The sequence below is a fragment of the Bradyrhizobium sp. P5_C11_2 genome, from assembly GCF_054049755.1.
The window spans coordinates 1-15,264 of record NZ_JBFULT010000151.1 but is presented as its reverse complement, the minus strand read 5'-3'; the positions used below and the strand labels follow the sequence as shown (position 1 = coordinate 15,264).

General features: G+C 65.1%; 20 protein-coding genes and 1 pseudogene. 8 read left to right on the top strand and 13 right to left on the bottom strand.

Annotated features, from left to right (window positions below; all coding sequences use genetic code 11):
* Positions 1-72 precede the first annotated feature (72 nt).
* From ACXJL8_RS16580 to ACXJL8_RS16550, 7 genes are all read right to left on the bottom strand, one after another.
* The gene (locus ACXJL8_RS16580) at positions 73-561 is read right to left on the bottom strand and encodes a DUF2852 domain-containing protein (protein WP_456620242.1); all 489 of its coding nucleotides are present in this window, start codon (positions 559-561) and stop codon (positions 73-75) included.
* A 121-nt stretch (positions 562-682) separates the two neighbouring features.
* Entirely contained in the window at positions 683-1,423 is a 741-nt protein-coding gene (locus tag ACXJL8_RS16575) for a TetR/AcrR family transcriptional regulator (RefSeq protein ID WP_456620241.1), read from the bottom strand.
* 177 nt (positions 1,424-1,600) lie between these two features.
* Positions 1,601-1,963 carry a hypothetical protein gene (locus tag ACXJL8_RS16570; RefSeq protein WP_456620240.1) on the bottom strand — a complete coding sequence of 121 codons (363 nt, stop codon included), beginning with the start codon at positions 1,961-1,963 and terminating at the stop codon, positions 1,601-1,603.
* Between the two features lie 66 nt (positions 1,964-2,029).
* Positions 2,030-2,434, bottom strand: a complete 405-nt coding sequence (locus ACXJL8_RS16565; protein WP_456620239.1) for a YciI family protein — start codon at positions 2,432-2,434, stop codon at positions 2,030-2,032.
* 15 nt (positions 2,435-2,449) lie between these two features.
* Positions 2,450-2,866 carry a YciI family protein gene (locus ACXJL8_RS16560; RefSeq protein WP_456620238.1) on the bottom strand — a complete coding sequence of 139 codons (417 nt, stop codon included), beginning with the start codon at positions 2,864-2,866 and terminating at the stop codon, positions 2,450-2,452.
* Between the two features lie 143 nt (positions 2,867-3,009).
* Positions 3,010-3,375: a nuclear transport factor 2 family protein gene (locus ACXJL8_RS16555; protein ID WP_456620361.1), complete on the bottom strand. Its 366-nt coding sequence runs from the start codon at positions 3,373-3,375 to the stop codon at positions 3,010-3,012.
* 308 nt (positions 3,376-3,683) lie between these two features.
* On the bottom strand, positions 3,684-4,061 hold the full coding sequence (locus ACXJL8_RS16550; protein WP_456620237.1) for a cupin domain-containing protein: 378 nt from the start codon (positions 4,059-4,061) through the stop codon (positions 3,684-3,686).
* Positions 4,062-4,152: 91 nt separating this feature from the next.
* Between ACXJL8_RS16550 and ACXJL8_RS16545 the strand changes: the two genes are divergently transcribed.
* From ACXJL8_RS16545 to ACXJL8_RS16525, 5 genes are all read left to right on the top strand, one after another.
* Positions 4,153-4,941, top strand: a complete 789-nt coding sequence (locus tag ACXJL8_RS16545; RefSeq protein WP_456620236.1) for an SDR family NAD(P)-dependent oxidoreductase — start codon at positions 4,153-4,155, stop codon at positions 4,939-4,941.
* 173 nt (positions 4,942-5,114) lie between these two features.
* Positions 5,115-5,534 carry a hypothetical protein gene (locus tag ACXJL8_RS16540; RefSeq protein WP_456620360.1) on the top strand — a complete coding sequence of 140 codons (420 nt, stop codon included), beginning with the start codon at positions 5,115-5,117 and terminating at the stop codon, positions 5,532-5,534.
* A gap of 239 nt (positions 5,535-5,773) precedes the next feature.
* Positions 5,774-6,163, top strand: a complete 390-nt coding sequence (locus ACXJL8_RS16535) for a hypothetical protein (RefSeq protein ID WP_456620235.1) — start codon at positions 5,774-5,776, stop codon at positions 6,161-6,163.
* A 110-nt stretch (positions 6,164-6,273) separates the two neighbouring features.
* A complete protein-coding gene (locus tag ACXJL8_RS16530; protein WP_456620234.1) occupies positions 6,274-6,453 on the top strand; it encodes a hypothetical protein in 180 nt (59 codons plus the stop codon).
* Between the two features lie 375 nt (positions 6,454-6,828).
* A complete protein-coding gene (locus ACXJL8_RS16525) occupies positions 6,829-7,179 on the top strand; it encodes a hypothetical protein (RefSeq protein WP_456620233.1) in 351 nt (116 codons plus the stop codon).
* 104 nt (positions 7,180-7,283) lie between these two features.
* Here the strand turns inward: ACXJL8_RS16525 and ACXJL8_RS16520 are convergent, their stop codons facing one another.
* From ACXJL8_RS16520 to ACXJL8_RS16505, 4 genes are all read right to left on the bottom strand, one after another.
* Entirely contained in the window at positions 7,284-7,697 is a 414-nt protein-coding gene (locus ACXJL8_RS16520) for a VOC family protein (RefSeq protein WP_456620232.1), read from the bottom strand.
* A gap of 37 nt (positions 7,698-7,734) precedes the next feature.
* Positions 7,735-8,271, bottom strand: coding sequence for a K(+)-transporting ATPase subunit F (gene kdpF, locus ACXJL8_RS16515; RefSeq protein WP_456620231.1), 537 nt, complete (start codon positions 8,269-8,271; stop codon positions 7,735-7,737).
* Between the two features lie 165 nt (positions 8,272-8,436).
* Positions 8,437-9,738 (bottom strand): RNA polymerase sigma factor, encoded by a 1,302-nt coding sequence (locus tag ACXJL8_RS16510; protein ID WP_456685243.1) that lies wholly within the window; start codon positions 9,736-9,738, stop codon positions 8,437-8,439.
* Entirely contained in the window at positions 9,735-10,103 is a 369-nt protein-coding gene (locus tag ACXJL8_RS16505) for a YciI family protein (RefSeq protein WP_456620636.1), read from the bottom strand. Before ACXJL8_RS16505 ends, ACXJL8_RS16510 begins: the two co-directional genes overlap by 4 nt.
* 143 nt (positions 10,104-10,246) lie before the next feature.
* Here ACXJL8_RS16505 and ACXJL8_RS16500 point away from each other — a divergent pair, with 143 nt between their 5' ends.
* Positions 10,247-11,212: a 2-hydroxyacid dehydrogenase gene (locus ACXJL8_RS16500; RefSeq protein WP_456620637.1), complete on the top strand. Its 966-nt coding sequence runs from the start codon at positions 10,247-10,249 to the stop codon at positions 11,210-11,212.
* A 273-nt stretch (positions 11,213-11,485) separates the two neighbouring features.
* Entirely contained in the window at positions 11,486-13,453 is a 1,968-nt protein-coding gene (locus ACXJL8_RS16495) for a cache domain-containing protein (protein WP_456620638.1), read from the top strand.
* A gap of 208 nt (positions 13,454-13,661) precedes the next feature.
* Here the strand turns inward: ACXJL8_RS16495 and ACXJL8_RS16490 are convergent, their stop codons facing one another.
* Positions 13,662-14,312 (bottom strand): TetR/AcrR family transcriptional regulator, encoded by a 651-nt coding sequence (locus ACXJL8_RS16490; protein WP_456620639.1) that lies wholly within the window; start codon positions 14,310-14,312, stop codon positions 13,662-13,664.
* 104 nt (positions 14,313-14,416) lie between these two features.
* Here ACXJL8_RS16490 and ACXJL8_RS16485 point away from each other — a divergent pair, with 104 nt between their 5' ends.
* On the top strand, positions 14,417-15,061 hold the full coding sequence (locus ACXJL8_RS16485) for a glutathione binding-like protein (RefSeq protein ID WP_456620640.1): 645 nt from the start codon (positions 14,417-14,419) through the stop codon (positions 15,059-15,061).
* Between the two features lie 83 nt (positions 15,062-15,144).
* On the opposite strand, the pseudogene ACXJL8_RS16480 reads toward ACXJL8_RS16485, so the two are convergent.
* Positions 15,145-15,264: pseudogene (locus ACXJL8_RS16480) on the bottom strand (ABC transporter substrate-binding protein); the annotation flags it as partial.

The window sequence follows — 15,264 nt, the reverse complement described above, 5'->3', positions numbered from 1 at the left end:
GGCGGGCGGCTCGGGGCCATCAGGGCTTTGGAGGCATGTGCCTGAAGGCTTTGAGAGGTCTCGGCCTCCGTATCAGCCCTGCGGCGGCTGATCGTTCGGCGGCGGGGTCGGACGGGTCTTGTGCTGCGCCATGAACTGGTCGAACTCTTCCTTGTCCTTGGCGTGACGCAGACGATCGAGGAAATTCCTGAACTCGATCTGCTCTTCCTCGAGCCGCTGCAGTGTCTCGGTGCGGTATTCGTCGAAGGCGCGGTTGCCGCTCGTGGGCGGACCGAAGCCAAAGCCGAAGCCGCGGCGCTCCATGCGGCCGCGCATGCGGTCCATCTTGTACTGCATCCGCTCCATCTTGTTCTGCCAGCGATCCTGGTGGCTCCAGCAACCCATTTTTCTGCTCCCGAGTGTGAAAAAGAGAAGGGCGAGTCCGATCGGCCACCAGATGATGAAGCCGAGGATGGTCACGGCGATCCAGCCGGGATGCCAGGGCGTGTCGAGCATATGGGGGCGCTCATAGTGTTGGTCCGAGGGGCCGCGCCATCGATTGACATCAGCGGTGTAGGCCATTTCCCATCTCCATGACGGCATCTGCGCCGTTGTGAATGTAAATAACATTTACATAGCTAGCTTATCCCGCGATTTTGTCAAGCCAGCCGCCTGACAGGGTCGCCAAATTATTTGCGCAACTTTATTTCGGCTTGCCCCAGGGACCGCCGGGAGGCACGCCGGAACCGGAGGAAGCCTCCGGTGGCACCGGCGGCGGCTCGGCGCTTTTCGCCGGCGGACGCCGGTCGGTCGGGAAGCCGAGCCCGCGCAGATAGATCAGCACCTCGGCCTCGAGCAGCTCATCCGGCGACATCGGCAGTTTTCGCCGCGCGGCGTCGCCGCGCGAGAACAGCGATGCCACACCGTGCGCCATCGACCAGATGTGCAGCGCCATCATCATCGCCGGCGGACGCGGCGTACCGGGCGGCGCGAGCGCCGCAAGCCGTTCGGCCGCGGCGCGAATGATGTTGAAGGCGCGTTCGCTCGCCGCCTGAAGCGCCGGATTGGCATCGACCGGCAGGCCCGATTCGAACATCGCGTTGTAGAACGCCGGCTCCTCGCGGGCGAAGGCGAGATAGGCCCTGCCGACCCGTTCGAACGCCGTGACCGTATCTGGACGCCCGTCGTCCCAGGCCGCGGTCAGGCGAGACTCGAACTGTTCGAAGCCGCGCTGGGCGATCGAGGACAGCAGCTCGTCACGGTCGCGGAAATGCCGGTACGGTGCCGCCGCGCTGACGCCGGCCATGCGCGCGGCATCGGCAAAGGTGAAGCCGGCCGCACCCTTCTCGGCGATCAGCCCGAGTGCCGCCTGCAACAGGGCTTCTTTCAGATTGCCGTGGTGATAGCCGCGCTCGGCGCGGCGCGTCTCCTTGCGCCAGCTCATGTGAACGGCTTTTACATGAGCCGCGCGTGAAGGTCACTAGCGCAGGCCGGATTTGGTGAACCCGTATTTTCACTGTCATTCCGGGGCGATGCGCCAGCATCGCACCCGCAATCTCGCGCCAAAACCTCTGGATTCCGGGTTCGCCCTTCGGGCGCCCCGGAATGACGATGTACGTGCCTAGCCGCCGGGAATCGGCAGCACCGGCATGATCTCGACGCGTTCGCCGGGGAAGATCGCGAAGTGCGGGTGGTTCTCGAACATCTTGGCTGCGGCTTCATGGGAGGCTGCGCGGACCACGGTGAAGGCGCCCATCTCGTTGGCGATGTCGGCGACCCCCTTGCCGTCGACCTTCTTGGTCTTGCCGAGAGGGCCGCCCATGGCCTGGATCGCGCCTTGATGCTTCTCGACCCAGCCTTTCCAGGCCGCGATGCCCTCCAGCTCCTTCGCCTTCCGCTCGGTCTCGGACATCGCGTTCCATGCGGCCCAATTCGGGCTGGTCTTGCTGCCGAGGAAGACGGCGAGATAGGTATCGGTGCTCATTGGTTCTCTCCTTTGTTGATGGATGATGGATTGACGAAGCCGCGACTTGATCCGCGGCCGTCTCGGCTACTTCTTCAGGTCGTCGAAGCCGGCGGCGGCCTCCTGCACCTCCGGCGGAAAGTCGGCCATCTCCTGCACCTGCCGGATCTCGATGACTTCATTGGCGGAGGCCGGGCACTGCTTCGCCCAGGCGATCGCCTCCTCGCGCGAGGCGACCTCGATCATCCAGTAGCCGCCGAGAACTTCCTTGGCTTCGGCAAAGGGGCCGTCGGTCACGATCGGCACGCCGGTCGCAAACGTGACGCGCGCGCCCATCGACGGCGGATGCAGGCCGTCGAGTGTGATCAGCACGCCGGCATCCTTCAGCGCCTCGTTGTAGCGCATCATCGCGGCAACGCGTTCGGGATCGAGTTGAACGTCCGGCGGCGCGGTCTCGTAGCCGAGCGGGATCATCAGCATCATGAATCGCATGGCAAGTCCTCGCGTCTACTTCTTCGCCGCATATGCGCGCGTACGCTCTTCCTGCTCGCGCAGTTCGGGCGTGAAGGCTTCGCCAAAGTCCTCGGCCGCGAACACCTGGCGGATCTCGATCTCGGAGCCGGGATCGAACGGCGCGCGCTTCATCCAGCCGATCGCCTCGTCCAGCGAACCGGTCTTGATCAGCCAGAAGCCGGCGATCAGGTCGGGGGAGAGAGCGAACGGGCCGCGGGTGACGCCGGGTTCGGTCGCCGAATATTTGACGCGCGCGCCCTTCACCGTCGGATGCAGGCCCTCGCCCGCCTCGATCACGCCGGCCTTGGCCATTTCCTCGTTGAACTTGCCCATCGCCGCCAGCATCTCCGTGCTCGGCATCTTGCCGGCCTCGGTGTCCTGGTTTGCCTTGACGATCACCATGAAACGCATCGATGTGCTCCCTGACATTCACTTGAGGGGGGCCGATCCGGCCTGTGCTCCCCTGTAAGACGAGCGAGGTTCTACGATACCGACAGGGGCGCGGAAATTATTTCGGAGGTCATTGTTCCCAACGCGTCAGCGTTCCCAACGCGTCAGCGCGGCTGCGGCAGGAACCGGCCGTCCTGGAAGGCGGCGCCGAAATAGACCTCGATGCGGCGGACCTTGCCGCCGGCGAAGGTGAAAAACTCGGTGTTGCGAAAACTCCTGCCATCTGTTGCCAGGCAATGGTAGGTGACGAAGGCCTCGTCGCCCCGGACGAAGATGCGTTCGATGTCGTGGCGCGCGACCCAGCCGGTATCCCGCCAGCAGCGTTCGAAATAGCTCGCCTTGTCGAGGTCGTCGTCGAACGGGCTGGTGAAGCGGAAATCGTCGGCCAGCGCATCGCTGACCCCATGCCGGTCGTTGGCGAGATAGGCGGCGAACAGGCTTCGAATCAGGCGCTCGCGGTCGTCGGGCATCATCGCATCTCTCCTGGACTCCATTGCAAGACGCATCAGCCGCACTGATACCGACATAACTTCCGGCGCGAATTGGCGTGCACCGTCCGACGTCTTTTTTGTCGCACCAGTAAGCGTAGCGCTTCGCCCATCGCCATGCATATGGATTCAGAATGATCGCACTGTGAAAGACATAACTGTTACTGCGCGAAGTTTCGGAGCCGAGCTGCTTGTTCGCGTGGTTCACATTGTTCAACGGGCCGATGTAACCCTTACGGCAGTTGCATTCATTGCGCCCTCCGCGTTCCAGCGCCGAGGTCCGTGCAAACCTACCGCTCCCACCGCCGCGTCAACTGGCTTGCCCCTTCCGGCAACGCCTCGAACACCGGCGACGCCAGCACGGCATGGACGTGCAGCGTCGCCGTGCCCGAATTGCGAAAGCCGTGCTTGCAGCCGGCGGGAACCAGCAGCGACTGGCCCGCCGTGACCGCGACATGCTCGTCCTCGATCCACATCTCGGCTTCGCCCGCGCGCACCGTCAGCACCTCCTCGACCGGGTGGCTGTGTGTCGGCGCGCCGGCGCCGGGATCGACCCATTGCTCGAAGATRCAGAGCGCGGATGCGCCGTTGCGCGCCGACGTCACCATGCGCGTCGTCACACCTGGCCGCCATTCCTCGCGCGGGATCGCGTCGGGATCGATCGGCATGGTCTGAAGGCCTTTCTTGCCAGAACGAAAAGGCAGTAAAAGGAGCCGGCGCTCGCGCAACCGACCTCCCGGACACAGGATAGATCAGCAGATGCCGCAAGACCCGCAAAAAGTCGCCCTCGTCACCGGCGCCGCACGTGGCATCGGGCTTGCGACCGCCAGGAAATTTCTGGCCGAGGGCTGGCGGGTGGCGCTGCTGGACATCGAGGGCGAATTGCTCGGCCGCGCGGTCGCCGAGATCGACCAAAACGAGGCGACGCTGGCGCTGACCTGCGACGTCTCGGACGTGGCCGCGGTCGGCGCCGCGATCAAGGCGATCGGGCGGCAGTTCGGCCGGCTCGATGCACTCGTCAACAATGCCGGAATTGCCGTGTTCGCGCCGCTGATGGAGACGTCGGACGCCGACTGGCGTCGCGTGCTCGAGGTCAACCTCACCGGCCCGCTCCTCTGCACCAAGGCGGCGGTGCCGTTGATGCGCGACGGCAGCGGCGGCGCCATCGTCAATATCACCTCGATCTCGGCGGTGCGCGCCTCGACCTTGCGCTCGGCCTACGGCACCAGCAAGGCCGGGCTCGCGCATCTGACCAAGCAGCTCGCGGTCGAGCTCGCGTCTCTCAACATCCGCGTCAATGCGGTGGCGCCGGGGCCGGTCGACACCGCGATGGCCAAGCAGGTGCACACCCCGGAGATCCGCGCCGACTATCACGATGCCATTCCACTCAACCGCTACGGCCTGGAAGAGGAACTCGCGGAAGCGATCTTCTTCCTGTGCTCGGATCGATCGAGCTACATCACCGGCCAAATTTTGGCCGTCGATGGCGGCTTCGATGCGTCGGGCATCGGTCTGCCGACGCTGCGCGGGCAGCGGCGGAACGGGTGAACCTGGTAGGGTGGGCAAAGGCGCGACGCGCCGTGCCCACAATCTCTCCGGATTTGCGGTGCTATTGGTGGGCACGCGGAGCCTGTCATCGGGCGCACATTCGCGCGACCCGGTGGCTTTGCCCACCCTACGGCATCGAATGTGCGGAGAGTACCATGCGACGCGTCTCCTTCATGAAAGTCTGGATGCTGGCATCAGCACTCTTCGCCGCCGCGCCCGCTTCCGCCGAAATCCGCATCATCCAGTCACCGGGCGGACAGGTCGGGCCGTTCCTCGACCTGTTCGAGAGGGTGCGCGAGAGCGGCGAGCGCGTGGTGATCGACGGTCCCTGCCTGTCCGCCTGCACGCTGGTGCTGAGCATCGTGCCGGACGAGCGCATCTGTGTCACGAAACGCGCCGTGCTCGGCTTCCATGCAGCGCGCTCGGTCGACCGGCGCGGGCGCTTTTACGCCGAACCGGAAGCATCCGAAGCAGTGCTGCGAGCCTATCCCGGCCCGGTGCGCGACTGGATCAGCCGCCACGGCGGTCTCTCGTCGCGATTGCTTCTGTTGAAGGGCCGCGATCTCGCCGCGATCTATCCGCGCTGCCGGTGACGATTCGACGGTCCGCAGCAGCGTGACCTGGATCAACGCGCCGGTGTCCGGCGATTAGGCATTTCCCGGAAATCCCGCCGCTCCGGACGCCGATTCCGCTCAAGCGCTTCGCAACGCCTGCCCAATTTACGCGGTTTCCGGCTTTTTCACGACCGACTATGATGATCGCGGCCAGACTGAGGCTCTCTCGGGGCTCGCGAAGCGGGACCGTCACATCTCAGCAGTGGTCGCAGAATACGATGGTCGCGTTTTTTCAAGATCGTTCATTTTCACCCGGGTCGCTTGCCATGCAGCCCCTCGATTTCCGCTACCGCCTGTCGGATCAGGGACGCATTGTCCTTGGCCAGCTGAGCTTCGAAGAAACCCTCGAATTCGAACTGCTGTCGCAGCGCGACCGCGAGGGTCTGATGGACCTTCCGTCCGAGCTGCGCCTGCTCGAGCTCTATGTGAAGTATATTGGCTCGGGCGTGCCGGCTTCGCGCGCGCCATCACAGCCCGCATGGCAGGCAGCCGAGCCGCCGCGCCGGCGAAGGCCGCCAGCGCGGACACTGCGACCGCGCAACTACATTGTTCCCATGATTGTCGTCGCAAGCGTCAGCTTCACGCTCATCGCGTTGCTGGTGAGTTGACGCGACGCGCAGCGTCGGCGGAAATGTGCTGCATCTGCGAACAGCGTCATACTAACGCCAAGTTGGCTTGGCATATCTAACGCCACGACTCGATCTCTGCGGAGGCGTTCATGGCCATCATCGGCAACGACGGACTCGCCGATGGGCAAACGCCGTCATCACCTTCACGCAAAGCGAGCGAACATGCCTTCGCCCTGACGTTTCTGTCGGCGAGCGCGATCGCAACCGTCGGCTGGCTCTACGTGCTCGCAGAGGGAGCCATGACCGTCACAAACTGGCTGTTCTTTTAAAGGAGAGTCTGAATCAACGGCGCCAGCTTCACGCTTGCGCAGATCAGCATTCCCCAAAGAGCAAAATTGATTTGCAGCGCCGCCGCCATCGGTCGCTCCCCTTCCAAGTCACGCCCACCCTGGTTTGTAGAAATTATGAACCACAATTAACGATTCTGACGCGGAGTTCACAGCCTAATATTGCGCCAGTTGTTGTGCGATGCGGTCCGCACCTTTTCACGATGCGGCCTCACTGCTCTCGCAAAGTCTTGCGAAGCAAGATTCGATACTCGGCCATGCCGGCCACCTCGTTTCCCTTAAGTTCCATTTAACCGACGCGATGCAAAGTTTCCCACGCGGATTTTTGCGTGTCGCGTACCGCACTGAAGGTCCGGCATGATGCGATACGGCTTCGTCCTGCTCACTTTTTGCGCAGCGATCACGGGATGCACAGTCGCACCGGCGCAGGAGCGCCGCCCGATCGCATGGGATGGCCTCGGCCAGGATCCGAACCGGCCCTCCATCACGAAGCGTCGCGCAACGAATCAAGCCCCCGTCGCGGGTGATCCCAATCAGGAACGGGAAAGAGTGCTCGGCACGTTGCGCCCCTACTCCGATGCATGGTGGGTGGTCCATGACGAGATCGAAGCGGAGAATGACAGGCAGCTCGGCACCAAGCTCGTGATCTGCCCTCGCTGCGTTCCGTCAGCGCCGCCGAGCGAGGACGTGACGGGATCGGTCCGTTGAGAACGCGCGCGGCCGATCGGCGCGTATGAGGTGACGACGTGCCCCTCCCCCGCAATCACGGAGGGAGGGGGATCTCCGCTTGTGCATTCAGGCGGTCGCGCCGGTCACATTCCTTCCGCCGGGCAGTTCACCATCCAGGGAATGCCGAACTTGTCGACGCACATGCCAAAGCCCTTGGCCCAGAACGTCTTGCTGTAGGGCATGGTGACCGAGCCGCCGTCGGCGAGCGCGTTGAACTTGCGCTCACCGTCCGCGGGGTCCGTGACCGTGAACGAGATCGAAAAGCCCTGCGGCTTGTGAAAGTGCTCGGCCGGCACGTCGGAGGCCATCAGCACGCTGCCGTCGGGCAGCGACAGCCGCGCGTGCATGATCATCTTCTCGCGGCCCGGCGCGGCCGGCATGTCCGGCGGCGCGTCCGAGGACCGCATCATCGCATCGATCTTGCCGCCGAGCGTCTTGGCGTAGAAGTTGAACGCCGCTTCGCAGGTGTCCTGATAGAACAGATAGGGATTGAGCATCGTTTCTCTCCTTTTCCTTCCTTGGGCGTGAACCGCGTCATTTCTCGGTGAGCTTCTTCAGGCTGGCGAGGCCGGCCTCGAAGTCCTTGCCGATCATGCTGTCCATGTTCATGAAGACCTGCATCAGCTTGGACATGAACGGAGCCGGACCATACATCGCCCATGTGACCAGTGTGGCATCGCCTTGCGGCACAAAGGTGAACTCGGCGGTGTTGTGGCCTTCGAAGGGGCGCTCGAAATCGAGCTTGATGCGGAGCTTCGACGGCGTGCTCGCCTCGAGGATCTCCATGTGGCCGGCGCCGACATTGTTGTTCCCGTCCCAGGCATAGGTCGCGCCCTTGCCCCGCGCGCTTCCGCCGAAGGTCCGCTTCATGGCGGGGTCGCGGTTCTCATAGGGCGACCAGTTGGTCCAGAAGCGGAAGTCGGCGACCACCGGATAGATGGCATCGGCCGGCGCCTTCACGGCGAGCGAGCGCTCGACGCGGAAGGTGTCGGGTTTCGTCAACGCGAAGACGAGGACGCCCGCAAGTCCGACCGCGAGCACGAGGGCGATGATGGCAATGGCTTTCAGCATAGGTAGCTCCCTGGATACGGGATTAAGACGAAGGGAGGAGGCTGAGGCCGACAAGACGGAATGAGATTTTTTGGCTCGTCATTCCGGGATGGTCCGAAGGACCAGACCGGAATCTCGAGATTCCGGGTTCGGTCCTGCGGACCSCCCCGGAATGACGGCAAGCCGTCATTTCACCTTCGCGCCCTGCCTGGCGCCGCCGTTGGCGCCCTTCGGCTGGCTGTCCCGGATCAGGCGATCGAGATGCATGCGAATATGGGCGGCCTCGGCCGAGGTGTTGGCGAGGGCGATGGCGCGGTCGAAGGCGATGCGGGCTTCGTCGTTGCGGCCGAGCTGCATTAGGAAGGCGCCGCGCACGCCGTAGAAATGGAAGTAGTTGGCGAGTTTCGGCGCCAGCGGCTCGATCAAGTCGAGCGCGGCCTGCGGTCCGCGCACCTTGGAGACCGCCACCGCGCGGTTGAGCGTCACCACCGGCGAGGGCTGCACCACCTCGAGCGCGCCATAGAGCAGGTCGATCTGCGCCCAGTCGGTTTCCGCCGGCGTCGCGGCGCGCGCATGCAGCGCGGCGATTGCCGCCTGGATCTGGTAGGGCCCGCTGCGGCGATGGCGCATCGCCTTGTCGATCAAGGCAAGGCCCTCCGCGATCATGGTGCCGTTCCACTGCGAACGGTCCTGGTCATCGAGGAGAATGAGCGTGCCGTCTTCGGCAAAGCGCGCGTTGCTGCGCGCATGCTGCAACAGCAACAGCGCCGCCAGCCCCATGATCTCCGGCTCGCTCTGGAACAGCCGCAGCAACAGCCGCGCCAGCCGGATCGCCTCCTCGCACAGCGGCTTGCGTAGCTCCGCGGTATCGCCGCTCGCTGAATAACCCTCGTTGAAGATCAGGTAGATCATCGCCGCAACACCGGCGAGCCGCTCGGCGCGCTCGACCGGGCCCGGCGCCTCGAACGGCACGCCGGCGTCCGCGACCTTGGCCTTGGCGCGCGTGATGCGCTGCTCCATCGCCGCATCCGAGACCAGGAAGGCGCGCGCGATCTGTTTCACCGTCAGGCCCGATACGATCCGCAGGGCGAGCGCGATCTGCTGCGTCGCCGGCAGTTGCGGATGGCAGCAGATGAACATCAGCCGCAGGATGTCGTCGCGATAGTGCGAGCCGTCGAGCCGCTCGGCAAGCGCACCTTCCGCGTCGTCGAGATCGGAGATCGCCTGGTCGTCCTCGGGCAGCGGTTGCTGCTTGCGGGCACGCCGGACTTCGTCGATCGCGACGTTGCGGCCGACCATGATCAGCCAGGCCGCCGGGTCGCGCGGCGGCCCGTTCTGTGGCCAGGTCTTCAGCGCGCGCAGGCAGGCATTCTGGAACGCCTCCTCGGCGGTATCGAGATCGCGGAAATAGCGCAGCAGTGCGCCGACCGCCTGGGGTCGCGCCGAGGTCAGCGCGGTCTCGATCCAGGCGGTATCGGCCTCGCTCACGTCAGACTTCCTCCGGGCCTGAACACGCCGACGGGACGCACCTCATAGGCGCCGCCGGGATTGGCCGCACCAAGATCGCGCGCGACGTCGAGCGCGTCGTCGAGGTTCTTGCAATCGACGATGTAGAAGCCGAGCAACTGCTCCTTGGTCTCGGCATAGGGGCCATCGAGCACCAGCGGCGGATCTTCCTTGCGCAGGGTCGCCGCCGCGGTGGTCGGCAGCAGCCGCGCCACCGGGCCGAGCCGCCCCTGCTGCGTGAGCTTCTCCTGCACCACGGCGAGCTTCTTCATCACGGCCTCGTCCTGGTCCTTGCTCCAGGAGGCGACGAAGTCCTCGTCATGATAGCAAAGGATCGCATAAAGCATGGGCAGGACCTTCCGTAACTCGTGTTTTAAAGACGATCCACTATGCCCCGCCCCGACAGGGCTGCGGAAAAAAATTGCAAGAAAAATCCGACAGATCGTGCCAAGGAGGGCCTTCTCAAGCGGAACCCGACGAGGCACTTCGAATGACCAAAGGCACACTGGCCGTCCTGATCAACAGCACGCAGCAGAACTGGCTGCCGCAGCGCTGGAAGGCCCGTTTCGATTCGGTCTGCGGCGGCCGCCGCGTGGTGCTGCTGCCCGATGCCGGGCTCGATCCGGCGGAGGTGCACTATGCCGCGGTATGGAAGCCGGTGCCGGGCGACCTTGGCGCCTTTCCCAATCTGCGTGCGATCTTCAATCTGGGCGCGGGCGTCGACGCGTTGATGGCGGACAAGAGCCTGCCCGATGTGCCGCTGGTCCGCGTCGCCGTGCCCGACCTGACCAACCGCATGACCGAATATGTCGTGCTGCACGTGCTGATGCACCACCGCCAGGAGCTCTATCTGCGGCAGTCGCAGCGCGAGAAGCGCTGGGAGCCGACCTATCAGTGGCCGGCGAGCGCGGTGACGGTTGGCGTCATGGGACTTGGCACGCTTGGCGCCGACGCGGCCGACGTGCTGCGGCGGCTCGGCTTCCGCGTCACGGGCTGGAGCCGCAGCCCACGCGCGATCGAGGGCGTCGCGTGCTTCCATGGCACGGCAGGAATGGATGCGTTCCTGCGCACGACCGATATCCTGGTCAGCCTGTTGCCGCTGACGCCTGATACGCACGGCATCCTCAACCGCGACGTCTTCACAAAACTCAACCGCACGAGCCCGCTCGGCGCACCCGTCGTGATCAATGCCGGCCGCGGCGGCCTTCAGAACGAGGCCGACATTCTAGCTTGCCTCGATGACGGCACGCTGGGCGCCGTCTCGCTCGACGTCTTCGTGCAGGAGCCGCAGCCAAGGGACAGCCGGTTCTGGACCCACCCGAAGGTGGTGCTGACGCCGCACAACGCGGCCGACACCGACGCGGAAGCAATCTCGGCCTATGTCGCCGAACAGATCGCAAGGTTCGAGGCGGGCGGCGTGCTGGAGAACGTGGTGGATCGGACCCGGGGGTATTAGGGCTCGCTAGCTCCACACACCCCGCTGTCGTCCCGGCGAAGGCCGGGACCCATAGCCACAGGGCGGCATTTGGCGGAGGATCGTAGTTCGGTACTGCGACCGACTACCATCGATAGATTCCGCGGTATCGGTCCTGGCTTTCGCCAGGACGACAGCTTTGTTTTGGCGGGCAGCCCGGCCCCCCACAACCACCCCGGCAGCCGCCCCCGTTCACCCTCTCTTAGCGAGAAGTTGATAGTCGTTCTTAACCAACGCTCAAAGAACGAGTCGGACATGCGGACGACGCTCGGCCTCAGGATGCGGATCACGGTTGCGCTGGCGGTGACGGCGGCGGCGACCGCGCTGTTTGCCGTGCTGGGCGCGATGTGGATCATCGCAGGCATCATCGACCGCGCCGACCAGCGCGAGCTGCGCAGCCATTACGACGCCCTGCAATCGCGCATCGCCGAGGAATCGCAACGCGCCGCCGCGATGAGCGCCGTGGTCGCCGCGATGCCGGCGACGCAGGAGGCGATGGCGAAGCAGGACCGCGAGGCCCTGGTGCGGCTGTTCGGGCCGGTGTTCGCCGCCATCAAGTCGGACTACGGCGTCGATCAGTTCCAATTCCACGTGCCTCCGGCGTCCTCGTTCCTGCGCGTGCACCAGCCGGCAAAATTCGGCGACGACCTCTCGGGCTTCCGCAAGACCGTCGTCGTCGCCAACCAGGAGCGCCGGGTCGTGGTCGGCCTCGAGGGCGGCGTGGCCGGGCTCGGCATTCGCGGCGTGGTGCCGATCGCGCAAGCCGGCAAGCATCTCGGCAGCGTCGAGTTCGGCCTGACCTTCGGCCAGCCCTTCCTCGACGACTTCAAGACCAACCACCATGTCGACGTCGCCTTCCATCTTTCCGACGGCGGCAGCTTCAAGCTGTTCGGCGGCACGCTGAAGGGCAAGAGCTTCTTCGAGGCGGCCGAATACGGCCGCGCCACCGAGGGCGGCATCACGGTGCGGCGGGCCAAGCTGGAGAGCACGCCGGTCGCCGTGCTGCTCGGACCGATCAAGGACTTTTCCGGCAAGCCGCTCGGCGCGGTCGAGCTGGTGATGGACAATGCCGACTACGAGGCCTCCGCCGACCGCGCCTGGTGGCTTTCGATCGGCATCGCCGCGCTCGGGCTCGTGCTCGCGGCGATCGTCGGCTATCTGATTGCGCGGAGCATTTCGCGCCCGATCCTGTCCATCACCTCGGTGATGCGCGAGCTTGCGGACGGTCGGCTCGACGTCGCCATCCCCGCCAGCAAGGCGAATGACGAGGTCGGCGCGATGGTGAAGGCGGTTGCGGTGTTCCGCGACAATGCGCTGAATTTCAGCAAGCTTCAGGCCGAGCAGCTGGAGGCCAAGGCGCAGTCCGAAGCGGAGAAGCGGCGCGCCTTCGCCGCGCTCGCCGACAATTTCGAGGCCAGCATCCGTGACGTCGTCACCACGGTGTCAGCGGCCGCGGTCGAGATGGAGCACACGGCGCGCTCGATGTCGGCCATCGTCGAGCAGTCACGCCAGCAGACGCGCACGGTGTCATCGGCCTCGGCGCTCGCCTCGGAGAACGTGCAGACGGTCGCGGCCGCCGCCGAACAGCTGTCGTCGTCGATGACCGAGATCAGCCGGCGGCTGGCGCATGCGACCGAGGTGGTGGGCAAGGCCGCGAGCGACGGACGGCAGTCCAATGCACGCGTGCAGAGCCTGGCCGAGGCGGCGCAGAAGATCGGCGACGTCGTCTCCTTCATCAGCAGCATCGCAGGCCAGACCAACCTGCTCGCGCTCAACGCAACCATCGAGGCGGCGCGCGCGGGTGAGGCCGGCCGCGGCTTCGCCGTCGTCGCCTCCGAAGTGAAGGCGCTGGCAACCCAGACCGCCAAGGCAACCGAGGAGATCGGCGCGCAGGTCACGGCCGTGCAGGGCGAGACCAGTGGCGCCGTGGAGGGCATCCAGTCGATCTGCGCGACGATCCAGCAGGTCGACGAAATCTCGGCCGCGATTGCCGCCGCCGTCGGCCAGCAGGGCACGGCGACCCAGGAGATCGCGCAGAACGTCCAGCAGGCGGCCGCGCGCACCGGCGAGGTCTCGCAAAACATCGCCGGCGTCACCGACGGCATCGCCGCCACCGGCACGGCGGCGGAGGAAGTGCTGGGCTCGGCCGTCGAGCTGTCGAAACAGTCGCAGCGGCTGCGGGATGAAGTCGACCGCTTCCTCGCGCATATCCGCGCGGCGTAGCGGGCGCTTCTCGCGCCACCCTGAAGGTGTCGTCCTGGCTAGCGCGCGCCACAAACTCCGTGTCGTCCCGGCGAAGGCCGGGACCCATAACCACAGGACATAGTTTGGCGGAGGATCGCAGTTCGGTACTGCGATCAACTACAATCGATAGCTTCCGCGGTGGGTCCCGGCCCCCGTGCGCAATTGCGCACTAGGCCAGGACGACGGCTCAGGATTTGACTCCCACCATCACATCGATCGCCCCCTTCACGATCGCCTCCAATTCCTTGCGCGACACGCGGGCGCGGGAGCGGATGGCGATGGTGTGCACGGTGGCTGACGCGAGTTGCGCCAGCACCGCCGGATCCGAACTCTCCGGCAACTCGCCCTTCTCCCTGGCGCGGCGGAAGCAACTGGCAAAGGCCTTGTCGAGTTCGGTGAGCCCATCGAGCACCATGGCGCGGATGTCGGGATCGCTGACGGCTTCGGACGCCGCGGTGACCACCGTGAAACAGCCGCGCGGACCGGTCTCGCCGGAGAGATAGATGTTCAGCGCGGACGCGAAGATGCGTTCCAGCCTCTGCCGCACCGGCATCTCCTCGCGAAAGATCGCGACCATCGAGGCGCGCGCGTCCTCGCGGTAGCGCTGGTAGCTCTTGATGTAGAGCTCACGCTTGTCGCCGAAGGCGCCATAGAGGCTCGGCCGGTTCATGCCCGTCGCTTCGCTGAGATCGTCGAGCGAGGTCGCAGCGAAACCCTGGGTGCGGAACAGGTCGAGCGCCTTGCCGAGCGCGACGTCGGGCTCGTAGGCGCGCGGGCGGCCGCGGCGCTTGGGCTGCTCGGATGCCGCTTCGGGCGGTCCCTTTGATTTTTGTACCATCTCGCAAAATAATCCTTGACCACCCCAATATTATACAGGACARTACAAAAATCAATCTGGCCAGGTTGAGCGACACCACAAGGGAATTGCCAAGGAGGCTACAGATGGATGTTTATTTCTCGCCGCTCGCCTGTTCGATGGCGACCCGCGTCGCGCTGTATGAAGCCGGCGCCGAGGCGAATTATCTCGAAGTCGATCCGCCGACCAAGACAGTGCTGAACGACGGCTCCGACTTCCGCGCCGTCAACCCGATCGGCCTCGTGCCGACGCTGCGCACCGACGAGGGCGCGGTGCTGACCGAGAACGCGGCGATCCTGCAATACGTCGCCGACCGTTTCCCGGAATCCGGCATCGGCACGCGACCGGGCATCGACCGCACCCGCCTGCATCAATGGCTCTGCTTCATCGGCACCGAGCTGCACAAGGGCCTGTTCGTGCCCGTGCTCGACCGCAAGGCGCCGCAGGAGGTGAAAGCCTATGTGCTGGAGAAGAACCTGTCGCGGCTCGACTATCTCGACACCTACCTGAAAGGCCGCGACTTCCTGCTCGATCATTTCAGCGTCGCCGACGCCTACCTCGTCACGGTCATCAACTGGACCATGGCGACGCCGCCGATCGAGCTCGCGAAATGGCCGAACCTGAAGGCCTATTACGACCGCCTGCGCGCACGGCCCTCGATCGCCAAGGCGATCGCGGAGGAGTTCGAGCTGTACAAGGCCGAGCAGGCCCGGAAGAAGGCGGCGGCGTAGGCCAAAGCCATAGCCGATATTGCGCAGACCAGCGGCGTCGTCCAGGTTGGACCGGGACGACGCCGCTCATTTGAGCAATGCAGCTATTTCGGCGCCTGCAGCACGACCCCGTAGTGGCCGTAGATCCGGTCGATCGTGCCGTCGTTTCGCAACCGTTCAAGGGCTCCATCGATGGCTTCGCGCAACGCATCATCCGGACGGAC

Coding starts and splice junctions, on each gene's coding strand:
- ACXJL8_RS16490 (WP_456620639.1), bottom strand. CDS start 14,312: ATGGTACAAAAATCAAAGGGACCGCCCGAAGCGGCATCCGAGCAGCCC.
- ACXJL8_RS16580 (WP_456620242.1), bottom strand. CDS start 561: ATGGCCTACACCGCTGATGTCAATCGATGGCGCGGCCCCTCGGACCAA.
- ACXJL8_RS16555 (WP_456620361.1), bottom strand. CDS start 3,375: ATGCCCGACGACCGCGAGCGCCTGATTCGAAGCCTGTTCGCCGCCTAT.
- ACXJL8_RS16570 (WP_456620240.1), bottom strand. CDS start 1,963: ATGAGCACCGATACCTATCTCGCCGTCTTCCTCGGCAGCAAGACCAGC.
- ACXJL8_RS16530 (WP_456620234.1), top strand. CDS start 6,274: ATGGCCATCATCGGCAACGACGGACTCGCCGATGGGCAAACGCCGTCA.
- ACXJL8_RS16505 (WP_456620636.1), bottom strand. CDS start 10,103: ATGCTTTATGCGATCCTTTGCTATCATGACGAGGACTTCGTCGCCTCC.
- ACXJL8_RS16500 (WP_456620637.1), top strand. CDS start 10,247: ATGACCAAAGGCACACTGGCCGTCCTGATCAACAGCACGCAGCAGAAC.
- ACXJL8_RS16560 (WP_456620238.1), bottom strand. CDS start 2,866: ATGCGTTTCATGGTGATCGTCAAGGCAAACCAGGACACCGAGGCCGGC.
- ACXJL8_RS16520 (WP_456620232.1), bottom strand. CDS start 7,697: ATGCTCAATCCCTATCTGTTCTATCAGGACACCTGCGAAGCGGCGTTC.
- ACXJL8_RS16525 (WP_456620233.1), top strand. CDS start 6,829: ATGATGCGATACGGCTTCGTCCTGCTCACTTTTTGCGCAGCGATCACG.
- ACXJL8_RS16575 (WP_456620241.1), bottom strand. CDS start 1,423: ATGAGCTGGCGCAAGGAGACGCGCCGCGCCGAGCGCGGCTATCACCAC.
- ACXJL8_RS16540 (WP_456620360.1), top strand. CDS start 5,115: ATGAAAGTCTGGATGCTGGCATCAGCACTCTTCGCCGCCGCGCCCGCT.
- ACXJL8_RS16565 (WP_456620239.1), bottom strand. CDS start 2,434: ATGCGATTCATGATGCTGATGATCCCGCTCGGCTACGAGACCGCGCCG.
- kdpF (WP_456620231.1), bottom strand. CDS start 8,271: ATGCTGAAAGCCATTGCCATCATCGCCCTCGTGCTCGCGGTCGGACTT.
- ACXJL8_RS16495 (WP_456620638.1), top strand. CDS start 11,486: ATGCGGACGACGCTCGGCCTCAGGATGCGGATCACGGTTGCGCTGGCG.
- ACXJL8_RS16485 (WP_456620640.1), top strand. CDS start 14,417: ATGGATGTTTATTTCTCGCCGCTCGCCTGTTCGATGGCGACCCGCGTC.
- ACXJL8_RS16535 (WP_456620235.1), top strand. CDS start 5,774: ATGGTCGCGTTTTTTCAAGATCGTTCATTTTCACCCGGGTCGCTTGCC.
- ACXJL8_RS16545 (WP_456620236.1), top strand. CDS start 4,153: ATGCCGCAAGACCCGCAAAAAGTCGCCCTCGTCACCGGCGCCGCACGT.